Raw genomic sequence first — 23,874 nt, 5'->3', positions numbered from 1 at the left:
TTTAGCCCTTTGACTTTTTAATAAAATATATCCTATACCGCAAACACTGGCAATAGGGATCAAGAAATTGAAAACAATGTATCCCGATATCGTAAGTAAATATTTTTCTATAAATATTCCACACAAAAATAATTAGAAAATATAGATTAAAATCCATTAACTGTTCAGCAATAGGTGCTCCTGCATCAGTGGGTATCAGGGATATAGCTGCCGAAGCAGCTGTTGTAGAAGCACTTAATGTAATAATATCACTACTTTTTTGATCGAGATAGATAATGCTTCCGGCATGCATGTCAACATTTGTAAATGCCGGTTCTAATACGAAAACTGATACCAGAATTCCTAAGATCAGGAATATGATCATAATTATTTCTGCTTTTGTAAGATTTTTTAATTTATCGAATAATTTCATACTACCATCTCCCTTTACATCAACAATCACTATTCAATAAAATTTGATGATTCTATCCCATTATTTTCCATGCTTCTACAACATAGCAATTCTATTTTTTCCCATTACTTATTAAACTTCTTAACTCTATAATACTTTCCACATATGTTTTCTCACTATTTGCTGTGGGTGGGGCAGGCATACCATGATCAAGAATCCACGTAATCAGGTTTATCTGTTCTTTCAATTTTGTGATTTTATTTTCTATAGCCTCCTTCCGTTGTAATAAAATCACCTTTTGCTCATCACTTGATACATGTAAAATATTTTTGATTTCTTTTAGTTCAAACTGTATTTCCTTATAAACTAAAATCTCCCAAATCCTTACAAGATCCTGCTGGTCAAAGATACGATGATTATTTAATGATCTTTCAACTAAAAGTAACCCCTCATCATCGTAATACTGTAGTGTCCTTCTACTTACACCTGTCAGCTTGCTAACTTCACTTATACCTTTCATTACGGCCTTTCCTTTCCCCGCATCTTAAGCTTACACTATCACGCAAACGTGATAGCAATACATGCGGCATAAAAGGACATGTAAATTCTGCGCATAAAAAAAACAATCCCACATGAGCAGGACTGTCCTCTTGTTGAATAACTCTTATTTTTAAATCAGATGCAGTTGAACAAAAGCATTATAAAGGCCATCTTCATCGACCCCATCTGTCACCATATCTGCCATGGCTTTAATTTCTTCACCGCCACTAGCCATCGCTACACCTAGCCGACAATACTCTAGCATTGGTATGTCTACCTTCGCATCACCAAAAGCAATCGTATCTTCTTTTCTTGCACCGATATGTTTTAAAAGTTTTTCAATTGCATAAGCTTTTGTCACATCTTTTACACCAACATCTCCAAATAAAGCAATTTCTCCTTTACCTCCCCATGTTGAACATTTTAAATCCTTAAATTCCTTTATAGAATCAAGATGATCCTGATAACTATTTAAAACAAAACTAATCTTACTAACATCCTCACGATATAAACAAGCTCCAAAAATCATATCCGGAAAGACATCACGAACACTTATCTTTTCAATATGATCTTTTCCTTTACGTCGGGAATACTCTTGAATTGCCGACCTTCCCCTTTCTTCAAAATTTTCACTGGCAAATAAGCCATTCTTACTTTCTAAATAAAATTCAAGATTCCTTGATTTCAGCCAATCTACAATATGTTTACATTCCTCATAGCTAAGTTTCAAATCTAAAATAGTTTTCCCATGATCTTCTATATAACCGCCATTGGCCCCAATCATACCATCTAAGCCAATATTCCAAATCTCGTCATAGACTTCCGCCTTGCTTCTTCCTGTACATATATAAACACGATGACCATTTCTTCTTGCTTTCACAATCGCTTCTTTTGCGGAAGCAGGAAGATTATTTTCATAATCCACAAGTGTTCCATCTACATCAATAAAAATGACCTTACATTCCATAAAAGCCTCCTAACCAGGTATATTATATCACCTAAACAAAATTAAATCAGTTTAAAAAAACACCTGAACGGTGTTTATATTATCATATTTATGCTTCAATAATATTTTCTTTAATATATTTAAAAATTGCTTCATCTAAACGTTCATACCATTTTCTTTTCAAACCTGCAAAGATACGATACTCCATCATCACTTCAACGATTGATGAAAAAGTATCCATTACATTTACGATCCATGCTTCTCTGCAAGTAGGTGGAATAACCGTCAGAGGCCACATATGTTTCTTTATAATTTCTTCTTCTATTTTATTTAATTGATAATCTTGACGAGCATTCACAAGTGCAAATGTAGGATGACGAAATCCATGGAACCGATGCCACTTCTCTGAAACATGCCAGTCATAAAGAAAATAGTCATGTAGAAGTGCTCCTCTGATCAGTGAAATTTCATCAGCCTTCAATCTGAAACGTCGGTTTAAACGCCAGCTGTAATAAGCCACCATCAAAGAATGATCTAAGGTCGTAATACTTCCATGCTGGATATAACGATGCATTACATGCAACTGTCCTTCACTCATTAATTGAATGACTGTTTTAGAAAATAATGTAAGCTGTCTATCTGACATCGAATCCCTCCTGCATGTTCTATTATACTTATTTTGTCGATAAATGCTACAGGATTTTTAAACCAGTTCACTTTGATTAACAAAAAACTTTTAAACATATTCAATGGCTTTTTTCCCTGACATATGTTCAATATCTATACGTACGATCAAGGCTGCCGGACCTGCTTTTCTTATTTCTTCATTCTTTAAATGCTCAGCAACATCTTTTGAATACTTATTAGCTAATGCATCAAAAGCTTTTCTACGTTCATCTTCATCATTAACGATCAATGCTGACCCATAAACAATGACACTTTTAAAATAAGTCGTAAACTTTTCAGGTACGATCGTATCATCATCCACAACACAAAAAGATACTTTAGGATTTTTTAAAATAGCATCAATCTTATGTCCGCTTTTGGCACAGTGAAAATATAATGTTTGATCAACTTGCACATAGCTTAATGGAATCGGATAAGGATAACCTTCTAGTCCATATACACTTAATATGCCATGAGTATTTCGATCGAGTATTTCAACAATTTCTTTTTTATCCATTTTCTGTTTAAATCGTCTCAACTCTTTCATAGTTCCTTCCTGCTTTCTTTTCAAATTTAATAATTCTGCTATTTCATCAACAACTTTTTCCACAAATAAATGGTATTTATTTTGACCATGATCTTCTTTAATTAAAAGTTCATTTTCTCCAGGCTCTTCAAGATCATAGAAAAATACATTAGAAAGATTTTTAGAAATACTGTCCAAAGGCTGAGATGCAATAAATTTCTCATGACTTTCATCACATAAATAAAAGCTTTGATCTTTTGAAATATCTTTATCATCACGACAGTATTCAAGCTCACCATCAGCCAGTGCATATGCATCGATCCACGCACAGCGTAGCTTACCGCCATGCTTACAAGCTAACTGTTGATAATAATTTTTCATTTCAATAGGACTTAATTCTTTTCCCTGGGGACTTTTCACATGTGAACCGACTTGTATCGGATGATCTATGGGAAAGTCCAGAAAAAGAAGTGAACTATCTAACGCTATAGCTGGAAGATTACTTTTTCTTGAATAATGATGTGCCTTGATCAAAGCATTTTCATAAGAAGTTAGACCATTTTCAACAGGTTCTTCAATTCCTAAATCTTTTCCCAAAACAAATTCACAATCATAATCCTTAAAATATTCTTCAAAATATATCTTCTTTGCCATTGAAGAACTGCCAACAACAATTTTCATTCTAATACCCCAGATTTTGATTTACACATATAATATGTATTCTTTTTTCAATAGCACTGCTCGTAATCAATGTATATTCACGACATATTTTTACCGGTGAATTACAATGAACACAGTGTCCTGCCTGTACACAGGGATTTTTCTTATTTAAACGGATATTATTTTTTACAGCTGCAACTTCCTCTACTCTTTTTACAGCTTCATCAATGTTTTCAACAATTTTATTAACACCTATAATTACAATGACCTTTTTAGGGCCAAAAAGCATGGCAGCTACACGATTTCCATTACCATCAACATTATATAATTCACCTTTTTTTGTAATGGCATTTGAACTTGTCAGATAAACATCCGCACTAAAACATTCACGATAGAGTTTTTGCACATCTTCACAGTTTTCACGATCCAAATAAGTAATATCTTTTCGACTTTTTAAAAGATCGATAATGCCACATTCATTTAAAGTTACGCTGCCGCCATGACTGACAACATCGCCTTCATGGATCATTTGATTCACTAATTGACAGCCTTCCTCTATCGTTTCCACATAATCAAAACCAAAACGATTAATTTCACAATTTCTTTTTAATTCATCAATAATCATAGCGCCCTCACATTATAAACATTACTAAAAACTGGGCAATAAAATACCCTAATCCCATCGATAACGCAAATAAAAGGATTTGTACCTGCACAGGTTTTTTCACATTACAGAATTTTTCGAACTGAATGCTGCTAAGTCCAATAAATGCAAATGCAAAACTAAATAAATAAATAAAAACGCTTAAGATTTTATATAAATTCATATCAAAACCTCCACATCATCATTATACACTAAAAATTAAACCATTGCCTTATAAAAGATTTTGGTTTTACCTCTGCCATACAAAAACTGTTCTTTACAAAACTGCCTTCTATTTTAATTCCTTTAGTATCTCCCAAATAGAAAAACAAGGTCGATTTATAAAAATAAACTTCACGATCCTCAGTCGTTAGTTCATCTACAGCATTTTCAAGCAATTCATAGAAACTATTTTCACCAACATGATCTAACATATCATTAACAAGATCAACAATTTCTTTTTTTCTTTCTATCAATTCATCTTCATTAGAATCAAAAACAATTATGAATCTCAAATCTTTTGATTTAGATTCTACAGGCATACTAAAAAATAAAAAACACAATAAAATTGATAAAATCGCTTTCCGCATAAGATCACCTAATTAGATATTTCCCCGGAAATAAAAAAATATACAAAAAGCATTCAATGATGAACATCAAATGCTTTGTTTTCTTAATCATATGGTTTATAAGTCACTTCTTTTGTATTAAAATCAATAAAAAGCTGAAAGGCATTACGATTCTCATCTTCATCCCAGATTTCCACAAACTGCGGCGTTACTTCTATCAGAATTTCTGTATCAACATGAGAATAAGCATTATAACTTTGCCATAAATATTCTTTATATTTCTTTTCGAATACCCTTCCTTCTTCATCAACGACCAAGCCTAGATTTTTCGCAATTCCTTCTACTTGAACACCGTTAAAGCACATTGCTACTCGATTATTTTGAAAAAGCTGCTGTGTCTTACGGAAGTTCTTATCTGTCTTAAAATAGATCTTATCATTATAGAAAATACAGCTGACATTACGAACCATTGGATAATTATCTACACAACTTGCTAAAGCCATAATTTTCCAGTCACCTAATTTTTGATCCATCAATTTTTTTGCTTCATTAAATTCCATCATTTTTCACTCCTTTATTCTATATAATTCCCTGTAATGCTAGTACTACAAAGAATGCCGTAGCTATAATAAATAAGCCAAGAATTATAAATCCAGTATTACTTTTGCCATTATTATCCTTCTTTTCAACTAAGTTAGTATAACGCAAAGCTCCTACGATCGGTTTGTATAATAATAACGTAATACCTGCATTTAAACCACTTTTCAAAAGATTAAAGGGGATAATTCCTGGAAGCATCATGGCTACTACCGCTTCTCGAGGCATTCCATAATATATCGGTGTCACAATGTAATTCCAAATGACCATCATGACGGTCATACTAATAACCCCGGCTACTAATCCTATTAATGCACCTTTTTTATTATGCATCTTCTTATAGATAAAGGCAGCCGTACAGGCAAAGGCACAAGTAGATACCATATTCATCACAACATCTAATATCGTTCCGCCACGATACATTAATTCAAGTACAGATGTAATTCCGCTCATTAAAAGTGAAATCATTGGTCCATAGATAAATCCGCCAATTACGATAATGATATCTTTTGGATCATAACTCAAAAAAGAAACAGCTGGAACCATAGGAAAATGAATCAATACATTGATGACAACCGCCATGGCACATAGAATACCTATTGTAGTAATTTTCTTTGTATTCATCGTATCCCTCCTATCACAAAGAAAAACGTGCCTAAAATATCCTTCTAGGTACGTATACTTGCTATATAGGAATACAACAAAATACTCTTCTTTCATCCAGACTTTAACTGTTGCTATCGGAGTTTCACCGATTCGGCCAATCATTTGGTTCGCGGAGTATACCGCCAGTAGAGAATTTCACTCTGCCCTGAAGTTATTTTATGCATTTTTATAATACTCCTCTTGTAAAGAATTGTAAAGTACCTTTGAATAAAATTGAAGAAACTATTGAAAAAAAGAAATTAGAGAAGTACAATAATAAAGCAATCGGGATGTAGCACAGCTTGGTAGTGCGCTTGTTTCGGGAACAAGAGGTCGTCGGTTCAAATCCGGTCATCCCGACCATGAAATTACAAGTGGGTAGGACCCACTTTTTTAATAATAAAAGAGATCTCCAATAATAGAAATCTCTTTATAGAATTACACTTTTTTTATAAACTTGTAACAGGCATTACGATTGGCTGCCCATTTTCATCAAGTAATGGTGTAAAGCCAGCTACATTTCCGTTTCTATGAAATATATAATTGACACCTGTTTCTGTATCTACCCAGATTTCAAATACTTCAAGACTACCCTGCACATAAGTTTTCTTAAAACGGTCCATACAAATTACCTCCTGAATAAGGGTTCATGAACCTTATTTCTTTTCATATTATATTTATCTTCATCTTCATTCTCAATAAATCTCACATTTTTGTCATAAGTAATAAAAAAGGAGAATTACTCTCCTAAATTGTTAAATATAAATAACATTCGGTCTTTACCGCTCATATCTTTGATTACTTCTATACGGCTATTTGGAAAATACTGTCGTGCTAAAGCTGTTAGATTTTCCTTCTGATTATAACCCATCTCAAAAGCCAGCATACTTTTTTCTTTTAATAATAACTGACTTCTCTCAAAGATAACTCGATAAAACTTTAAACCATCTTCACCGCCAAATAAAGCTACATGTGGCTCATAATCTTTTACACTATGTTCCACTTCTTCATGAGTTGGAATATAGGGTGGATTTGAAACAAGAATATCAACTTTCAAATTCTGTTCAATGAGAGGTTCACACATATCACCTACTAAAAAACTCACATCAGCATTTAGATTTTCTGCATTTTTCTTAGCTGTTTCTATAGCTTTTTCTGAAATATCACTGGCTGTTACCTGAAGATTATTTTCTTCTTTTTTTAAGGTGATCGCAATGGCTCCACTGCCTGTACCAATATCACATAGCTGCACTTTTTTACCACTAAAATATTCATCATAGTAAGCCAGTACATTCGCAACCAACTCTTCAGTTTCAGGACGTGGAATCAAAACATCTTCATTAACAATAAACTTATAGCCATAAAAATATTCATAGCCTAGAATATGTTGTAAAGGTTCTCCCGTCAGCAACAGTTCAAATTTCTCATTAAATTCTTTAAGAACATCTTCACTGATTTCATCTTCAAATTCCATGTAAAGATCATGATTTTCTTTACCGGTAATTTCCATCATCAAAAGCATAGCGGCATTTTCTGAGAGATTTCTTGCCACCATCTGCTTTTTCGCATTCATCAGACATTCACGATAATTCATTTTTATTTTCCTGCCAGTTTTAATTTCTGATCATATTCTTCTAAGGCAGCTAAAATATCTCCTAACTTACCTTCCATGACACGATCTAACTGATTCAATGTAAAGTTGATACGATGATCTGTCACACGGTTCTGTGGATAGTTATAGGTACGGATCTTTTCACTACGATCTCCTGTACCGATTTTATTTCTTCTCTCTTCACCAGCTTTTGCTGCTTCTTTTTCCATGTGATCTTCATAGACACGGGCACGAATCAGACGCATCGCTGTTTCTTTATTTGCATGCTGACTTCTACCGTCCTGACACTTAACAACAATACCTGTAGGCTTATGAACGATACGTACAGCAGAATCTGTTTTATTAATGTGCTGTCCGCCTGCTCCGCTTGAACGGCAAGTTTCAATTTCCAGATCGTTTGGATCAATTTCAAAATCAGCTTCTTCTACTTCTGGTGATACTAATACTGTAGCTGTAGAAGTATGAATTCTTCCTGCAGATTCTGTCTTAGGTACACGCTGTACACGATGACTTCCACTTTCAAACTTTAAAGCACCATAGGCATGCTGTCCTTTAACCATAAAACTGATAAGCGAAAAACCTCCTGCTTCTGCAGGACTTTCTTCCATCACTTCTATCTTCCATCCAACAGTTTCTGCATAACGGCTATACATACGATACAAATCACCAGCGAAAATATTTCCTTCATCACCGCCAGCTGCTCCACGAATTTCCACAATGGCATTATTTTCATCCATAGGATCTTTTGGTATCAATAAAATTTCTAATTTCTGATGAAGTTCTTCTTTTTTAGGCTCCAATTCTTCAATTTCCATCTTTGCCATTTCTTTCATTTCTTCATCTTTTTCCATAAGTAATTCATGAGCTGCTTCTAATTCTTCATTTACTTTTTTATACTCAGCATATGTTTCAACAACTTGTGTCAAAGACGCTTGTTCTTTGGCATATTTTGCCATCAAACGATTATCTGATAATGTTTCAGGCTTCAATAAAAGCTCTCCCAATTCATTATATCGAGAAACAATGCTTTCAAGTCTTTCTATCATTGGATTCATGAACATTCCCTTCCTTTCTTATTAACAAAATTATAAATCACATTAAAACTAAGATTTTTCACCAATCGTTTTTTTCCCTGGAACACAATGACAATGACGACAACGTGCCTCATAAGATTCACTTGCTCCTACAAGAATTACCGGATCCTTATAATTTGCCGGTTTTCCGTTAATAATTCGCTGCGTACGAGTAGCAGGAGCTCCACATTTTGTACAGACGGCAGTCAGCTTCGTTACAAACTCTGCTTGCGTTACTAAACGTGGCATGATACTAAAAGGCTCTCCACGGAAATCCATATCTAAGCCGGCACACATCACACGTTTTCCCTGATCAGCAAGATAATTACAGATATCTACGATCCCTTCATCAAAAAACTGTATTTCATCAATCGCAATTACTTCTGCATCTTCACAAAGTTTTAATATCTCTGCCGAATCTTTGATTGCATAGCTTTCAATGCTTGTACCAGCATGCGAAACCACCTTATCTACGCTATAACGGTTATCAATGCTTGGTTTAAATACAACGATTTTCTTTTTCGCAAATTGTAAAACATTGATTCTTCGAATCAGTTCTTCCGTTTTGCCCGCAAACATGCAGCCGGTAATAACTTCAATCCAGCCCTCTTTATATTGTTGATACATAATTTCACCTCGAATACTCATACATTATACACAAAACTCAGGCAAGAAAAAAGGACTTAATGTCCTCTTTTTCTTATTTAAGTCCGTATTTCTTATTGAATTTCTCAATTCTACCTGCAGCAGCTGCAAATCTCTGTCTTCCAGTATAGAATGGATGACAGTTTGAACAAGTATCAACTCTTAATGATTTAGCAGTTGATCCTGTTTCAAATTCAGCGCCACATGAACTACATTTCACAGTAATGCGATTGTAAGTAGGGTGAATTCCTTTTTTCATCTTTCATTCTCCTTCCGCCTTGAGTGTCTTATCGACCCAAAGTAAGTGCTAATACATGATACCATCAAAAGAAAGTTAAATCAAGTATTTTTTATGATTTCATCAATAAGAAATGTTTAAATACAGATAGTCCGGAAGAGGCATTCGTGTATCTTCTTGATTCATCCGTAAAAAACCATGAACTGACCCTTAAACTAATGAACTCTCAAAAAAGAGAACAGATTGAAAAATTATTTGTTCACGCTACAAAAACATACCTTCAGGCTTTAATTGAAAATAAAGTTCATGATCTTTCACTTAATTATAGTGATGTTGAAGTAGCTCTTAACTTTTATGCCTTTGGCATAAGTGGTCTGTTACTGATGTATTGTCAGCAAAAAGATCTGGATACGAAAATTCTTGCCAAGCAAATATGTCGCTTCCTTCCATCTCAAAATCAGTTATAATCAATAAATATAAAAAGGCATCAGCTGATGCCTTTTAGTTTGCAGATACTATTATTCAAGATTTTCAAGCCATCTTCTGGTCAATTGTTCATAATGCTTATACAACAAACCAAAACGATAAGGATAGCGGGATTTCCATGGTTTAGCCCGACCACAGAAATGAAGGATCACCGTATGTGAAAATATCCAGTTTATATCTGTCTTTCCTGAACTGCGAGCTAAGTAGCTATTATATTTACGAGCGTCATAATTCCAGATCGAATCATCTAAAGGTAAAATTCTATGACCAAACATTGCATTAAGAATATCCTGATCAGGAAGTACCAGACTCATACGCCGAGTTGTGGAAAAGGTGATGACTTCCTCAGGTATGATTTCCTTTCGACAAGCCTCTAAATCTATTAAAAGAACACCTGAATTATAATAATCACTATCAGTACCTAAACGTAATCGATTCACATTATTAGCTAATTCTGTTAAACCTGTATGTGAAGCTGCCGCAAAAAGATTACCTTGCATTTCTGTTTCCCATAAAGGACGTAAATCATTGATAACGATAATATCAGGATCTAAATATAGTATACGTTTTAAGTCTTGCGGAAGAAGATGTGCAGCTAATAAACGATAATACATTTCCTGAGGATAACGTTTTGTTTCAGGAGCATTGCTAAAGATTGCAGAATCTACAGCAATTGAAAAAAATCCATAATCAAATGATGCACATTGTTTTTTTACACTTTCTAATTTTTCTTCAGGTATATCACTGTGCATCAGATAAATTTCCATTTTCTCTTGAGGATTATTTACTGCAATTGATGTTAAAAGAACTTGAAAGCGAAATAAATAATTTTGATCTAAAGAAACGAGGATTCGAATGATATCCTTTTCTGAACCTCTTTTATAGATCATCTCCATTCACCACACTTTCATTATCACTTTGAGATTGTATATCACAAGAAATCTTGAGTGATTTTCAATTATAGAATAACAGAAGATCACAGAAAAAGATACATAAACATTTACTTTTTTTTCTTTACAAAAATATAGTTTTGTCGTTCTTTTTTACATTTTTCAAATTCTGTTCATACAGATCTTTAAAACTGCAAATGGAACAATAGAATATGTTTTGATATAACATATTCATCGAAAGGAGCAAGACTCATGAAACTCAGTGAAGAAATATTTGCAATCAAGCTTTATGAACTAGAACAACAGTTTGGAAAATTGCAAAGCCAGCTTTATATCTGTCAGCAGCAAGATCACTCTAAAATCAAGCAGCAGCTTCAAAACATAACAGATGAATATCTCGAAAATGAGCTGTTATTAAAGAAAAGTGCAGCAGGAAGCCGATCATCGACAGTGACTTTATTGGCAGTAAAACCGTATGCGAGGCTGACCTAGAAGAAAGTATTGAGGTTGTTATTGCTGGATATCAGAAGAAAAATGCCATCTTAAGCGATAAAGAAAAGATGATCGTAGCTTATCATGAAATCGGTCATGCCTTAGTTGCAGCGATGCAAAACCACTCTGCTCCCGTACAAAAGATTACGATCGTTCCTCGTACTTCAGGTGCCTTAGGTTATACGATGCAGGTTGAAGAGGGTGAACATAACTTAATGAGCAAAGAAGAAATAGAAAATAAAATTGCTACTTTAACCGGCGGCAGAGCTGCTGAAGAAGTCATTTTCAATTCAATTACTACAGGTGTCTCCAATGATATTGAACAAGCTACTAAATTAGCCCGGGCAATGATTACACGCTTTGGTATGAGTGATGAGTTTGATATGACAGCTATGGAAACTGTCACAAATCAATATTTAGGTGGTGATACTTCCTTAGCCTGCTCCGCTGAAACTCAGGCTCAGATTGACAAACAAGTGGTAGCTTTAATTAAGAAACAGCATAATAAAGCTTGTCAAATATTAACAGAAAATCGTCACAAGTTAGATGAATTAGCAAAATTCCTATACGAAAAAGAAACAATTACCGGAGAAGAATTTATGTCTATCTTAAATGCATAAAATATCATATTTTTGATGTTTTTATTTTCAGATAATCTAAGATCCAAAATATCATTGGTTTAAACACAACATAAAAAATATACCCAATGATTCCTCCCATCACATTTGTAATGATATCTGTTATATCTGAAGCTCTGACATCACTGATCATAGGCTGCAGGATTTCTATACCTAAGCTCATCAGAAACACCCACAATATCGTTTTAGAAAATGAACCCTTCCTATTTTGTGTGATTGGAAACAGAAAACCAAAAGGTATGGTCATGATCACATTCAATATGATTTGTCTTAAAAAATCACCTCTTTCTTTTGAAACATCAATAAATGGCACCAGATTCATAGGTACATAAGAGTGATTGAGTATAAATGGGATAGAAGTTATCATTGGCATCAAAGTAAAATACAGAACGAAAGAAAGATATATATACATAAGCGTATTGACGAATAATACATCGTTACTTTTTCTTTTCCACCTTCTAAAAAAGACACAAATATACAATAATGTTAAAAACATAAAATCTATCAGATATTTCATCATAACACCTCATAAAATTATCTCAACATCTTATAAAAGAGCGAAAGCAATTAATGCATTCGCTCTAAAATTATGATCTAAATAAAAATAGAGGAGCGATTTTTTTCTTCAACTGACCATCGCCCATTTAAGATCACTAACGCAAATAAAGCCAGGTATCCAAATAAGATGGCAAAAGCAATCATATTCCCTTCATGAAGCTTCTGCCAGAGAAATATAAATTCATTCTCAAAGCTGTTCATCCATCTTCCCTCTGCAACAAACAGAAAATTCAATAAAGGTAATGCTAAAGTAAGCAAACACTGAACCATACTTGATATGATCAAGGAATGGTTTTTATTCTGATTTCCTTTAGAAAAATATGCAAATGATGTAAATAAAGCAATCATCATTAAAATCCAATATATATAAAACATAACTACTCCTTTATTTGATTTATCAATGTATTTAATGATGTCGCATCTTCTTTATCAAGATAAAAATAAACCATTCTGTTATCATTACTTCCATTACTATAAACAATATCTAAAGTAACACAAGAATCATTAACATAATAATATCCATTATTCATTTTATGATTTAACGAAGCCTTGTTTTGAAGCACTTCAATATAATCAAATAGTGCTTTGTCATTTTCATCCATATTCTTTACCAGTACCCGTACATCCTTATCAAGAATTTCCGTACAGCCATTAGCTTCATCGCCATAAAACTCAAAAGTAACGGCCCTATATTTCGAATAATCAATGACTTGACGATTAATTCCAAAAAATTCTGTATTTCTAGAAATAAAATTAAACCCATTAAACAATACCATTAAAATGACAAACTCTGCCACCATCATAGGCGTCAATCTCATGCTTCTTCTTGCGATTCCCTTAACAATAAAGAAAATGACAAACAAAGATACAACAATTAAAATATTTACTGTTAAATCATTGCCCATTAAATTAAAACAAAGTATCAAACTTGCAAGAGCTATATTAGAAAGCAATGGATATGTGACAAAATCTGTTGTCAGCTGTTCAGCACTTTCACCTTTTTTATTTTTAAAGATGAAATAAGCACCGGCAACTGCTCCGCAACCGAGCACTAGATAATAACCCATCATGATCCAGTCAACTTCTGAATAAAGAAACTTATTTTCAAATGGCAGCACTCGTACAATTGAACTTACTACAACCAGTCCATTCATTGGTGATAATAGTTTTAAGACCAGATCAGGAATGTTTGAAACCGAAACCATCCCATTATTTACTGTCTGTGTACTTAAAAAGATATTAACGGCCAAAAATACAAAGATCGGCAAAATCGTTACTGCTGCACTGATGATGCAGGCATCAAGAACATTGTTACATTTCAAAACAAAGAATGTATTGATACTATAAATTATAACAAATACCGCAAAAGCCATAAGAAGTATAAGCAGTAAATTAAAGTAAACATATACACTGCTGTGATGGTTTACTAAAAGAAGCAGTCCGCCAATAAGATAATTGATCAGGATTGGCACACATACCCCTAGTATTGGTGCAATAAAATGAGTTTTAAAAAGATGATCACGATTAATCGGAATCGCATAATACGTATCAACATGACGTTTCGTCAGTGAAAACTTAAATGTAAAGATAGGCAGCACGATCGCAAATATCCCTAATACAAATAGACAAACATTAAATATAAAGACGGTAATCTGAACATCGCCAACACCATTGGTAGTTAGTAAATTTGTAAACATGACAAAGGGATAAGCCATGAAACATACAAAGAAATATAGAATCAATAGCTTCTTTTTTCTAAGGAATAAGTTTTTAAAATAATTTGTTGTTACCTTATTCATTAACAAATACCCCCTTTCTTTCCATTTCATAAATAAAGATTTCTTCTAAATTTACAGGTAAGATATCCATCATTAATGGATCTAAAGATTGAATCTGATGCTTAATTTCTTCCAGATTACCTTTTACTACAAGGGTAATGATTCTTCCTGTTTTCGCATAATGCATAATATCCAGTGATTCAAAATCTTCACGATTCTTTTCTTCTCTAAAAGCAATCTGTATTTTATGAATAGCTTCTTTGGTATCATCGATCATACCGCTTGTTTCAATATGAGCATCTTCAAGTATCGCAAAAGCATCACAAATATCCTCTAGCTCTCTCAAGTTATGTGAAGAAATAATAATGGAAATATCTTTCTTCTCGATACATTCACTGATTGCTCTTTTAAATAATAGACGCATCATTGGATCAAGTCCGTCAAAAGACTCATCTAAAAGAAGGAGTTTTGGTGATATTGCCAATGCCATAAGAATAAAAGCCTGACGTTTCATACCTTTAGAAAAGTTATTCATGACCTTATTTTCATCCAATTTGAAGATTTTCAAATATTTCTGATAAAGCTGTTCATCAAACTGTGGATAAAAGATCTGATAGAACTCTTTCATATCTTTGATCGTTGCATTGTACATATAATATGGATCATCACTAAGATAAAGTATATTCTGTTTTAAATATTCATTTTCATGAATCGTTTCCCCATCTAAGGTAATACTTCCTTCATCACACTGATATACATCACAGATACATCTTAATAGTGTTGATTTTCCTGCTCCATTAGGACCGATCAAACCTAAAACTGAACCATTCTGTACCGTCAGCGAGCAGTTTTCAAGTACGGTTTTATTGCCAAGCTTCTTTGAAACAGCTTCAACCTTTAGCATATCCATCATCCTCCTTGTAGACCTTATTAACAACTTCCAGAATTTTCTCTTTTTTAATTCCGACGTTCTTACAATCTGCCATTTTTGTTTTTAATTCCTCCAGCTTATGTTCATACACCAGATCTGTGACATTTTCACTCTTTACAAAAACACCTTTTGCCGGTACGGTGTAAACATAGCCTTGCATTTCAAGATTCGAATAGGCTTTCGCAACGGTATTGGGATTGATACCAAGTTCTTTTGAAAGTGTACGTACTGATGGCAGCTGATCATCTTTTCTTAAAATGCCTAATGCGATATAATCTAAGACCTGATGCTGCAGCTGTATATACACAGGTGTATCATCTTTAGTTTGAATGACAAACATGTTTTTCCTCCTTCCGTCTTACTGTACTATTACAGTATTACAGTTTTATTATTTTGTCAATCCTTTTTATGAAACAAATGGAAATATTCACAATTTGGATTGTTTTATTTGCCTATTGATAACAATTTGTCTACAATATGATAGAGAGAGGTGATTTTATGGAACAAGAAGCTATACGTGCTTTAATACTCTCAACACTTGCCGGATTTTCTACAATGATCGGAGCACTGATCATTTTCTTTTCTGATCGAAAAAATGAGAAGCTAGTTTCAGCTTCATTGGGTTTTGCTGGGGGAGTCATGATCTCTGTTTCTTTCATGGAACTGCTTCCTAGTTCAAAATCTTATTTCAGTACATTTGCGAATGAACAGCTCAGTACGATATATATGGTGATCAGTTTGATACTGGGTGTATTGTTTGCTTCCTTATTGGATAAATTTATTCCCCATGAAGAAGAAAAGGATACACATGAGCTGAAGCATGAAAATCTTTATCGTGTTGGAATTGTCAGTATGATGGCGATTGCAATTCATAACTTTCCAGAAGGTATCGCAACCTTTATGGCAGGCTATGATTCTGGTTCATTAGGGATGGCCATTGCTATTGCGATTGCTTTTCACAATATTCCTGAAGGTATTACTGTTGCTTTACCAGTCTATTTCGCAACGGGTTCTAAGGGAAAGGCTATGTATTATACTTTTCTTTCCTCAATTTCAGAACCGATTGGGGCTTTGATGGCATTTTTAGTATTACGCCCATTTATCAATGATGTTACTTTAGGAATCATTTTTGGTATTATTTCTGGAATCATGCTGTATATTGCTATTGAAGAGTTGCTGCCTTCAAGCAGAGATTATGGCTATCCACGCCTTGCCTTATGGGCTGCTTTTGCCGGAATCTGTTTAATGCCATTGACATTAATGTTTTAGAAAAGAGACTCGAGTCTCTTTTTTCTTGTCAAAAAAATGAAAAAAGCGCATAATAATCTTAAAAAAAAGATAATCCAACTGACAGTTGAGTAAAATACAACGAAGCGTTGATAGATTCAACTGGCAATCTGTTCTCTTTTCCTCTTCTTAATTCTATAATGAAGGCATGAAAGGTGGTAGAAACTATGAAATACTATTATCATGAAGAAGAAGTCAGAGATGAATTGAAAAGAGAACAGGAAAAAATGATCGCAGCTCTTCTGAGAAAGGAAAGATAGCCATGAAAACACTAGGAACAAAAATTGCCGAATATCGCAAGCTTAAGAAAATGACACAGGAAGAATTAGCTTCTAAGCTGAATGTCTCCTCACAGGCAGTCAGCAAGTGGGAGAATGATCTAAGCATTCCCGATCTGCCGATTCTGATCGAATTATCGGATATTTTCAATGTATCTTTGGATGAACTGATCCGCCAGAAAGAGAATGCAGAAATAGCAAGAGTCGTAGAGCCCCAGCTAAGAAAGGATCCGGAGCAGATGATGGTGAAGATCGTGATCAATTCAAGCGATGGAGATAAGGTGAGGATCAATCTTCCCATTCCGCTTGTCAAGGCAGGGATGGCGATTGGAATGAGCATGCCCCAGGTAAACGGCAAGGAAGCATTGCAGGGGATTGACTTTGAACAGATCATGAAGCTGGTAGATCAGGGGCTGGTAGGAAAGCTGATCGAGATTGAAAGTGCAGATGGAGATCACATAGAGATCTTTGTGGAGTAATATGAAAATCTATATACATGAACCAAAAGAAGAGAAGGACATACGGCTTACAATCCCCAATGGAGTGATCTTCAACAAATTAGGAGCCATGATCGCCGGCAAAGTCATTGAAGAGAATACTCAAGAAAATACGATCACCAAAGAACAGCTAAAAATACTGATGAAAGAAATAAAAAGATATGTCAAACAATTTGGACATTTTGACTTGGTACATATCGAAACAAGTGATGGAGAAATCATTAAAATCACTTTGTAGGAGGTGTTTTATGATGAAATTAAAAGGAATTATAGAAACAGATTTTAGATTTGCCTTAGTACAGATTGCATTTGGTGAAAAAGATGGGAAAGATTTTGGACAAGTTTCATTCCCTATAATGGGTGATATGCATAACGATGTTGATGAAGCTAAGTTAACAGATACTACAGCTGATTTCATATTTGATATCAACGGAATGCCTAGCAATATTCATTTAGAAATAAATAATGACCAATAGCAAGGCACTTTTGAAATGAAGTCAATTTCATTAAAGTTAGACCTTACGATCAAACAAATCAGTGATGAACCAGATTTCGCAGAGCACGCTTATATCATTCCTCAAATCAACATAGAAAAGCTTCGCCAACACAATGAATATATAAATGAGCCTTGTAAGGAAATCTTAAAATATGAATTAAATAATCAAAAAGTATTTAATTATGTCAAAGAAAAAGGAATTGATGTTGAAAATCATCATAACTTTTCAACTGTTTGTGCTCTACAAAAAAAGGTGGCTGAAATCTACCACCATGATGGTGCTAACTATAGTCATGATAAGGAAAATATCGGTACGATTGCCCAAATTGAGTTTGCACAAAAACAAAATAATTATACAAACTGTCGAGGCATGGCAATTATTCTTTCTGGTGTTTTAAGAGCCTATGGTTTCCAGGCAAATGTTGTCGAATGCCATAGTGATGATGTTAACAGTCCGGAAATTCATGTAGTTTGTGAAGTCTTCTGCGAAGATTTAAATAAAACGGTTCTTTTAGATCCTTCTAATAATCTGATTTATTATCTAAACTCTCAGCCCCTTTCTCTTATCGAATTAAGAGAAGCTATTATCAATGATCAAAGTGAAAAGATTACCCTAAATGAAGATTCTTCTCATAATGGTGAAGATGTTTCAATTATTCAATTATTAGCTTATATGAGTAAAAATCTGATGTTTCTGGTAAAAGGAATCAAATCAGATGAAACTCATGAATTGCGTGATGAAAACAGAATCTGTCTGGTACCTGCAGATTATTTAGATAAAGATTATCCAAAAGCTTCCCTTCGTACAAATAATATTCAAAAGTTTTATATTTCGAAATAATACTAAAAAGCTCTTATCAGGGTATTCTTACCTCTAATAAGGGCTTTTTATTTTTCCTATTCAAATGCATCCACTAAACGAATTGCTTCTAATACATCATCTCTTTGAATGACCATCGGCATCCGATTCATGGAGTATTTTTTACTCATGCTATCATCGATCATTTCCAATAACTCTTCATCACTAACATCATCAAGACCAAGATCTTTCAAATGACAAGGTAACCCAACAATATGATAGAATTCCCTAAGCTCATGAATACTTTCATCATTTTCCATGAAAAGCTGTATTAACAAAGAAAAAGCAACCAGTTCACCATGCAAGGCTTTCTGACATCCCTTTGATAATCCATAACTCAAAGCATGAGCACCACTACCGCCACTATTCGCAAAAGATATTCCACTCATATAAAGAATAGCTTCAAAACACTTTGATAAAGCTTCTGACATGAGACCTTCTTCAAAATCGGCTTTTGCCTGGATTCCATACTTAAGAATCGTATCTTTACACATACAACATAATGTTTCGATAGAAGCAGGCAGTTTATAATGCCTTGATTCATAATAAGTAGATAATCCGTCTCCTAAACCACTGATAAAAAATCGTAAAGGTACCTGTGAAAGGATTACTTCATCTGCCAATACTTTTTGTGGACATCCACATTCAATATATTCTCCATCAATTACCGCAACCGAAGTACATGGGGCATCCGTAGCAGGACTTGTTGGTACTAAGATGCAAGCAGCATCATGCTGATGAGCCGCAAACTTTGCCTGATCCATCATTTTGCCTCCGCCAATACCTACAACAACATCACAGTCTTTTATATCTTGCATGTCAAACACAAACTCGGTATCTTCTCTCAATCCATTCACAATCGTTTTACGATATTTTTCAAATACATAAACATCTGCAAGGACACTTATCTTTTGATACTCACTTACATATTCTTTTAAATGAGATAAAAGTCCATCTTTTTGAATATATAAACCAACATTTTTTATTTCCATAGCAACTCCTTTTTAATAATATACCACTTTTACTTTTAAGATGATAGTGATAAAATACTCTCATGAAATATTGTGTTGAATGTGGTACAAAACTGATTTATAAAGAGCTTGAACATGAAGGAATGATTCCTTATTGTGAAAAATGTCATGAATATCGCTTTCCCATTTTTTCAAGTGCTGTAAGCATGATCATCTTAAATCCTCAAAAAGATAAGATCCTGCTTATTAAACAATATGGAAGACCTTTTTATATATTGGTCGCTGGTTATATTAATAAAGGTGAAAATGCACTAGAAGCTGTAAAACGTGAAGTTTTTGAAGAGGTTCACTTACATGTTCATGACTTATCATTTAATTCTAGCGAATATTTTGAACCGACAAATACCTGTATGTTTAATTTTTTATGTATTAGTGACAGTGAAGATTTTTCATTAACAAATGAAGTCGATGAAGCAGCATGGTTTTCTTTTGAAGAAGCACGTCAATTTATTAAAGAAAACTCTTTAGCTAAAAGATTTTTGATTCATTATTTAGATCATCAATAGTTATTTATTTTCTCGTATGATCCTACACGGATTGCCAGCTGCAATAACATTGGCTGGCATATTTTTTGTTACTACACTGCCGGCACCAATAATAGTATTATCACCAATCGTTATACCTGGAAGTATCGTACAATGACCTCCTATCCAGACATTTCTGCCAATAGTCACCGGTTTTCCAAATTCCACATCCTGTTCCCTTTCTTTCGCATTTAAAGCATGCATCGCTGTATAAATATGTGTACCCGGACCTATTAATGTATGTTCACCAATCTTAATAGGACATACATCTAAAAATACACAGTCATAATTTATCAGCACATTTTTTCCTAAATAGATATTATAACCATAATCACAATAAAAAGGTGGCTTGATCCAGAAATTACCCTCTGTATGCAATAACTTCCTCATTCGTCTTGATCGCATATTGATTTCATTCAAGGCTTTTTTATTGTAACGAGCACAGATGCGATTGGCTTTGGCACGCTCTAATACTAATTTGGGATCAGCAGCATTATAAACTTCACCTCGTATCATTTTTTCTTTTTCACTCATAATAATTTCTCCTTTTCGTATCTCTATTATATACGATAATACGAAAAAAAGCTCATGCTTCTTATTATCTGCATAAGCCTTTTATGATATTTGATCTTTGACAAATATATCATTGGTGTTTCTCACACTAAGTATTCAGCTAAGGGCGTTATTCTGTCAAGAGAACTGCGATTCCTTGCAAGCGAGCGACACTTACGCAATCACAGCTAAGCGTTAGCTTCAAAGCTCTGAATCCTCCTGGGACCAACGTTCAGGGACATAGGATCTTCCATCTGCTAATATAACCTTTGTGCAGTTTTCCCCTACTTGCACGATCATCCGGACTTATAGAACATTGCTGTTCATCAACTGCAAAGGGCTTATTTGGTATCTATAGCTAGTCACTGGCTACCACCCCATTAACATCACTACCCTACACATACACTGTACTGTCGGCGATGACCCCATCTGGATGATCTACATTACGATAATAACTGAACCCTACTTCAAACTTATTTTTGAGTGTTGTCACTCATCCAAAAACAACATTACTGGTGTTTTAACGATACCCTTTAAGAGCCTCCCCTTAAACTCATCGTTTCAAGCCTGATCCTTATAGGAGTGTCTCTCCTATCTTTCATAAGGTTCAATGATATATTTGTCAAAGATCAGCAGGATTTCCCTTGCACAATTATTATAAATTAAAATCAATAAAAATAAAATGGTCGAATACATTAATTCCACGACCCCATTTTATATTATATTTAAATATTATTTTTAGTTTTTTATATTGAAATATAACCCCTTTTTAGGTATATTATTCTTATGAGCGAAAAAATAAAAATATATCTTACAAATGAATTAAAAGAAACTTTATTAAAAGATGCTTCAAATTTTGGTTTTCTCAAATCTAATGGAGAAGTGAATATAAATAGCTTTCTCAATACTTTAATAGTTAACTATTATGATGAACATCAAAATAAACAGAAATATCTCCATACATTGATCCAAAATATCCTCAATCACTCTTCTCTTTCTACTGAAGAAAATCATCGTCTCTCAGAAGAGATTACACATCAGATTCAAAATGTTAAAAACCAGCGGATATCAAAAAAAGCATCTGTTTCTATTTCATTTAAACCTACTAAAAAATCTGAGACAACGATAGAATATATTGAAAGAGTTTTACTTCAGAATCAAAGCATATCTTCTTATTATGCTTCCATGTTTGCCTCATATGCATCATTGCCGCAAGATAAACGTGAACTGATTCTTTTCAAGGATTTAAAAGAAACCTTAGACGAAGCCATCAAGAAAAAACAAACGATCATTTTTACACTTAATAAAGGAAAAGATAAATACATGGCTGCACCTTACAGGATTGCCGCATCCTTTGAAGAACTACATAACTATGTTTTAGCAACCATCCTCAATTATAATGACACTGTAACATTACAGCCTTCAACATTCCGTCTTTCAAAAATTGAAAGATTAAGCATTCATGATCATAAACATGAATTTAGTGAACAAGAGAAAAATGTTTATACAAGAGCTTTACGTAATGGTGTACAATTTCTTTATCATCCAAATGATCAGCTCGTTAAGGTACACCTCAATGAGCCTTATGGAAGAAGAATGTTTGAACGTTTTTATGTCCATCGACCACTGCCACTCAAAATTGAAGGAAATGATTACTATTTTGACTGCTCTTATGACCAGCTCATCAATTATTTTGCACGTTTTGGAAGTAATGCAATCATTGAATATCCGGCTGATCTTGCTTCAAGAATGGGAGAACTGTATTTCTGGGCATCTAAAAAATATCCATATGAACCTAATAAATAGTATTTAAAAAGAGATTATTTTATATCTTTAGTGATAAATAATCTCTTTTTTACTATTCTTATGAAAAAATGATAATTAATACTGTAAGTGTAATAATACTGATGATCATACTTAATGAACTAACAGCAGCCGGTACAGGTGTTTTAGAATCAATCATATAAGAATAAACCGGGGCTACAGAAGAAATTGGCGCAAATAGACTTAATACGATCATCTGCTTAGCAGCAGTTTCAACAGGAAGGAAAATGAATACCAGAACTGATATCAGGATCATCAAGCCGTATCTTCCTATCAGAATATTACGAATTTTTATCACTTGTGATAAATCAAGTTTTATTTCCAACGAAATACCAATCATCAACATTGCCAGAAAAGCATTCGCATTACCAGCAATACTGGTGACACTGATTAATTGGGATGGCAATGTTAAATTCAATAATGACATGATAAATAAAATAACATAAGTACAAAACGGGACCGAGGAAAGAAGTCTTTTTATAAATTCAATAACGATCTTGATCCCTTTTGATTTAACCACCATAGAACTCGCTACAGAATAAGTGCCACCTAAACACATGATGGCATTTCCAGTATCAAACATAATAACATAGGCTAATAAATTTGATGGAAAAAAACTTTGTACAAAAGGTAAAGCAAATGTGCCAATATTATAGCCCGACATATTGATCATATAGATAGCTTTTTCTGTCAATGTTCCATTTTTAGCCATGATGAACCCCACAAGAATCGTTAAGATATTAGCACCAAATCCAATAACTAAGGCCATTAACAGAGATGATGAAATATCAATATGACCTACTGAGCTAAATAGTGAACATGGCAGTGTAATATTCATAATGATAAATGATAAAAACCGAGCATGTTCTTTTTGAAAGATTCCTTTTGATTTAAATATATATCCTATGATGATAATAAATATAAAACCTATTGCTTTAATCAATATATCCAGCATATTTTCACCCCATTTAAATACTGATTTATTTTACCACTTTCTCCATT

The 23,874-nt window shown here is 33.7% G+C and carries 34 protein-coding genes, 1 tRNA gene and 1 riboswitch; of the genes, 11 read left to right on the top strand and 24 right to left on the bottom strand.

Annotated features, from left to right (window positions below; all coding sequences use genetic code 11):
* Position 1: 1 nt before the first annotated feature.
* The 10 genes from BQ5367_RS03780 to BQ5367_RS03735 form a co-directional block, all read right to left on the bottom strand.
* Positions 2–412: a hypothetical protein gene (locus BQ5367_RS03780; protein ID WP_071441226.1), complete on the bottom strand. Its 411-nt coding sequence runs from the start codon at positions 410–412 to the stop codon at positions 2–4.
* Between the two features lie 91 nt (positions 413–503).
* Positions 504–911 carry a MerR family transcriptional regulator gene (locus BQ5367_RS03775; RefSeq protein ID WP_071441225.1) on the bottom strand — a complete coding sequence of 136 codons (408 nt, stop codon included), beginning with the start codon at positions 909–911 and terminating at the stop codon, positions 504–506.
* 150 nt (positions 912–1,061) lie between these two features.
* Positions 1,062–1,898, bottom strand: a complete 837-nt coding sequence (locus BQ5367_RS03770; RefSeq protein ID WP_071441224.1) for a Cof-type HAD-IIB family hydrolase — start codon at positions 1,896–1,898, stop codon at positions 1,062–1,064.
* 88 nt (positions 1,899–1,986) lie between these two features.
* Positions 1,987–2,523 carry an HD domain-containing protein gene (locus BQ5367_RS03765; RefSeq protein WP_071441223.1) on the bottom strand — a complete coding sequence of 179 codons (537 nt, stop codon included), beginning with the start codon at positions 2,521–2,523 and terminating at the stop codon, positions 1,987–1,989.
* Positions 2,524–2,613: 90 nt separating this feature from the next.
* A complete protein-coding gene (locus BQ5367_RS14005) occupies positions 2,614–3,090 on the bottom strand; it encodes a pyridoxamine 5'-phosphate oxidase family protein (RefSeq protein ID WP_071441345.1) in 477 nt (158 codons plus the stop codon).
* 661 nt (positions 3,091–3,751) lie between these two features.
* On the bottom strand, positions 3,752–4,354 hold the full coding sequence (locus BQ5367_RS03755; RefSeq protein ID WP_071441222.1) for a lactate utilization protein: 603 nt from the start codon (positions 4,352–4,354) through the stop codon (positions 3,752–3,754).
* Positions 4,355–4,361: 7 nt separating this feature from the next.
* Positions 4,362–4,556 (bottom strand): DUF1146 domain-containing protein, encoded by a 195-nt coding sequence (locus tag BQ5367_RS03750; RefSeq protein ID WP_071441221.1) that lies wholly within the window; start codon positions 4,554–4,556, stop codon positions 4,362–4,364.
* 28 nt (positions 4,557–4,584) lie between these two features.
* On the bottom strand, positions 4,585–4,962 hold the full coding sequence (locus tag BQ5367_RS03745; RefSeq protein ID WP_071441220.1) for a hypothetical protein: 378 nt from the start codon (positions 4,960–4,962) through the stop codon (positions 4,585–4,587).
* A gap of 83 nt (positions 4,963–5,045) precedes the next feature.
* On the bottom strand, positions 5,046–5,504 hold the full coding sequence (locus BQ5367_RS03740) for a pyridoxamine 5'-phosphate oxidase family protein (protein WP_235858727.1): 459 nt from the start codon (positions 5,502–5,504) through the stop codon (positions 5,046–5,048).
* Between the two features lie 16 nt (positions 5,505–5,520).
* Complete coding sequence (locus BQ5367_RS03735) at positions 5,521–6,162, bottom strand: ECF transporter S component (protein WP_071441219.1); 642 nt, start codon at positions 6,160–6,162, stop codon at positions 5,521–5,523.
* An 80-nt stretch (positions 6,163–6,242) separates the two neighbouring features.
* Positions 6,243–6,361, bottom strand: a riboswitch (FMN riboswitch).
* Between the two features lie 108 nt (positions 6,362–6,469).
* Here BQ5367_RS03735 and BQ5367_RS03730 point away from each other — a divergent pair.
* Positions 6,470–6,546, top strand: a tRNA-Pro gene (locus BQ5367_RS03730).
* Between the two features lie 86 nt (positions 6,547–6,632).
* Here the strand turns inward: BQ5367_RS03730 and BQ5367_RS03725 are convergent.
* From BQ5367_RS03725 to rpmE, 5 genes are all read right to left on the bottom strand, one after another.
* Positions 6,633–6,806 carry a DUF6440 family protein gene (locus BQ5367_RS03725; protein ID WP_071441218.1) on the bottom strand — a complete coding sequence of 58 codons (174 nt, stop codon included), beginning with the start codon at positions 6,804–6,806 and terminating at the stop codon, positions 6,633–6,635.
* Positions 6,807–6,922: 116 nt separating this feature from the next.
* Positions 6,923–7,777 carry a peptide chain release factor N(5)-glutamine methyltransferase gene (gene prmC / locus BQ5367_RS03720; RefSeq protein ID WP_071441217.1) on the bottom strand — a complete coding sequence of 285 codons (855 nt, stop codon included), beginning with the start codon at positions 7,775–7,777 and terminating at the stop codon, positions 6,923–6,925.
* A 2-nt stretch (positions 7,778–7,779) separates the two neighbouring features.
* On the bottom strand, positions 7,780–8,850 hold the full coding sequence (gene prfA, locus BQ5367_RS03715) for a peptide chain release factor 1 (RefSeq protein ID WP_071441216.1): 1,071 nt from the start codon (positions 8,848–8,850) through the stop codon (positions 7,780–7,782).
* 48 nt (positions 8,851–8,898) lie between these two features.
* A complete protein-coding gene (locus BQ5367_RS03710; RefSeq protein ID WP_071441215.1) occupies positions 8,899–9,495 on the bottom strand; it encodes a thymidine kinase in 597 nt (198 codons plus the stop codon).
* A 73-nt stretch (positions 9,496–9,568) separates the two neighbouring features.
* Entirely contained in the window at positions 9,569–9,772 is a 204-nt protein-coding gene (rpmE, locus tag BQ5367_RS03705) for a 50S ribosomal protein L31 (protein ID WP_071441214.1), read from the bottom strand.
* Between the two features lie 86 nt (positions 9,773–9,858).
* On the opposite strand from rpmE, the gene BQ5367_RS03700 reads away from it, so the two are divergent.
* Entirely contained in the window at positions 9,859–10,218 is a 360-nt protein-coding gene (locus BQ5367_RS03700; RefSeq protein WP_328586468.1) for a TetR-like C-terminal domain-containing protein, read from the top strand.
* 51 nt (positions 10,219–10,269) lie between these two features.
* Here the strand turns inward: BQ5367_RS03700 and BQ5367_RS03695 are convergent, their stop codons facing one another.
* Positions 10,270–11,127, bottom strand: a complete 858-nt coding sequence (locus BQ5367_RS03695) for a glycosyltransferase family 8 protein (RefSeq protein ID WP_071441212.1) — start codon at positions 11,125–11,127, stop codon at positions 10,270–10,272.
* A gap of 252 nt (positions 11,128–11,379) precedes the next feature.
* Here BQ5367_RS03695 and BQ5367_RS03690 point away from each other — a divergent pair, with 252 nt between their 5' ends.
* Together BQ5367_RS03690 and BQ5367_RS03685 are read left to right on the top strand one after the other, a co-directional pair.
* A complete protein-coding gene (locus BQ5367_RS03690) occupies positions 11,380–11,619 on the top strand; it encodes a hypothetical protein (protein WP_071441211.1) in 240 nt (79 codons plus the stop codon).
* Complete coding sequence (locus BQ5367_RS03685) at positions 11,541–12,239, top strand: ATP-dependent metallopeptidase FtsH/Yme1/Tma family protein (RefSeq protein ID WP_202615262.1); 699 nt, start codon at positions 11,541–11,543, stop codon at positions 12,237–12,239. Before BQ5367_RS03690 ends, BQ5367_RS03685 begins: the two co-directional genes overlap by 79 nt.
* 4 nt (positions 12,240–12,243) lie before the next feature.
* On the opposite strand, the gene BQ5367_RS03680 is transcribed toward BQ5367_RS03685, so the two are convergent.
* From BQ5367_RS03680 to BQ5367_RS03660, 5 genes are all read right to left on the bottom strand, one after another.
* Entirely contained in the window at positions 12,244–12,777 is a 534-nt protein-coding gene (locus BQ5367_RS03680; RefSeq protein WP_083383147.1) for a VanZ family protein, read from the bottom strand.
* Positions 12,778–12,851: 74 nt separating this feature from the next.
* Positions 12,852–13,190 (bottom strand): hypothetical protein, encoded by a 339-nt coding sequence (locus tag BQ5367_RS03675; protein ID WP_071441209.1) that lies wholly within the window; start codon positions 13,188–13,190, stop codon positions 12,852–12,854.
* A gap of 2 nt (positions 13,191–13,192) precedes the next feature.
* On the bottom strand, positions 13,193–14,614 hold the full coding sequence (locus tag BQ5367_RS03670) for a hypothetical protein (protein WP_071441208.1): 1,422 nt from the start codon (positions 14,612–14,614) through the stop codon (positions 13,193–13,195).
* Positions 14,607–15,497 carry an ABC transporter ATP-binding protein gene (locus BQ5367_RS03665; RefSeq protein WP_071441343.1) on the bottom strand — a complete coding sequence of 297 codons (891 nt, stop codon included), beginning with the start codon at positions 15,495–15,497 and terminating at the stop codon, positions 14,607–14,609. Before BQ5367_RS03665 ends, BQ5367_RS03670 begins: the two co-directional genes overlap by 8 nt.
* On the bottom strand, positions 15,484–15,864 hold the full coding sequence (locus BQ5367_RS03660) for a GntR family transcriptional regulator (protein ID WP_071441207.1): 381 nt from the start codon (positions 15,862–15,864) through the stop codon (positions 15,484–15,486). Before BQ5367_RS03660 ends, BQ5367_RS03665 begins: the two co-directional genes overlap by 14 nt.
* A 158-nt stretch (positions 15,865–16,022) precedes the next feature.
* On the opposite strand from BQ5367_RS03660, the gene zupT reads away from it, so the two are divergent.
* From zupT to BQ5367_RS03635, 5 genes are all read left to right on the top strand, one after another.
* On the top strand, positions 16,023–16,793 hold the full coding sequence (gene zupT, locus BQ5367_RS03655) for a zinc transporter ZupT (protein WP_071441206.1): 771 nt from the start codon (positions 16,023–16,025) through the stop codon (positions 16,791–16,793).
* A gap of 280 nt (positions 16,794–17,073) precedes the next feature.
* Positions 17,074–17,568, top strand: coding sequence for a helix-turn-helix domain-containing protein (locus BQ5367_RS03650; protein ID WP_071441205.1), 495 nt, complete (start codon positions 17,074–17,076; stop codon positions 17,566–17,568).
* Between the two features lies 1 nt (position 17,569).
* Complete coding sequence (locus BQ5367_RS03645; RefSeq protein ID WP_071441204.1) at positions 17,570–17,824, top strand: hypothetical protein; 255 nt, start codon at positions 17,570–17,572, stop codon at positions 17,822–17,824.
* 10 nt (positions 17,825–17,834) lie between these two features.
* The gene (locus tag BQ5367_RS03640; RefSeq protein WP_071441203.1) at positions 17,835–18,062 is read left to right on the top strand and encodes a hypothetical protein; all 228 of its coding nucleotides are present in this window, start codon (positions 17,835–17,837) and stop codon (positions 18,060–18,062) included.
* A gap of 15 nt (positions 18,063–18,077) precedes the next feature.
* Positions 18,078–18,923, top strand: a complete 846-nt coding sequence (locus BQ5367_RS03635; RefSeq protein WP_071441202.1) for a hypothetical protein — start codon at positions 18,078–18,080, stop codon at positions 18,921–18,923.
* 56 nt (positions 18,924–18,979) lie between these two features.
* On the opposite strand, the gene BQ5367_RS03630 is transcribed toward BQ5367_RS03635, so the two are convergent.
* Complete coding sequence (locus BQ5367_RS03630) at positions 18,980–19,933, bottom strand: iron-containing alcohol dehydrogenase (protein ID WP_071441201.1); 954 nt, start codon at positions 19,931–19,933, stop codon at positions 18,980–18,982.
* A gap of 62 nt (positions 19,934–19,995) precedes the next feature.
* On the opposite strand from BQ5367_RS03630, the gene BQ5367_RS03625 reads away from it, so the two are divergent.
* Complete coding sequence (locus tag BQ5367_RS03625; protein ID WP_071441200.1) at positions 19,996–20,478, top strand: NAD(+) diphosphatase; 483 nt, start codon at positions 19,996–19,998, stop codon at positions 20,476–20,478.
* Here the strand turns inward: BQ5367_RS03625 and BQ5367_RS03620 are convergent, their stop codons facing one another.
* Positions 20,479–21,030: a sugar O-acetyltransferase gene (locus BQ5367_RS03620; protein ID WP_071441199.1), complete on the bottom strand. Its 552-nt coding sequence runs from the start codon at positions 21,028–21,030 to the stop codon at positions 20,479–20,481.
* 804 nt (positions 21,031–21,834) lie between these two features.
* On the opposite strand from BQ5367_RS03620, the gene BQ5367_RS03615 reads away from it, so the two are divergent.
* Positions 21,835–22,854 (top strand): WYL domain-containing protein, encoded by a 1,020-nt coding sequence (locus BQ5367_RS03615; RefSeq protein WP_071441198.1) that lies wholly within the window; start codon positions 21,835–21,837, stop codon positions 22,852–22,854.
* Between the two features lie 58 nt (positions 22,855–22,912).
* On the opposite strand, the gene BQ5367_RS03610 is transcribed toward BQ5367_RS03615, so the two are convergent.
* Positions 22,913–23,827, bottom strand: coding sequence for an AEC family transporter (locus BQ5367_RS03610; protein WP_071441197.1), 915 nt, complete (start codon positions 23,825–23,827; stop codon positions 22,913–22,915).
* Positions 23,828–23,874: the final 47 nt, after the last annotated feature.

The organism is Traorella massiliensis, from assembly GCF_900104665.1.
Lineage (GTDB): Bacteria > Bacillota_I > Bacilli_A > Erysipelotrichales > Erysipelotrichaceae > Traorella > Traorella massiliensis.
This window is presented reverse-complemented; position numbering and strand designations above follow the sequence as displayed.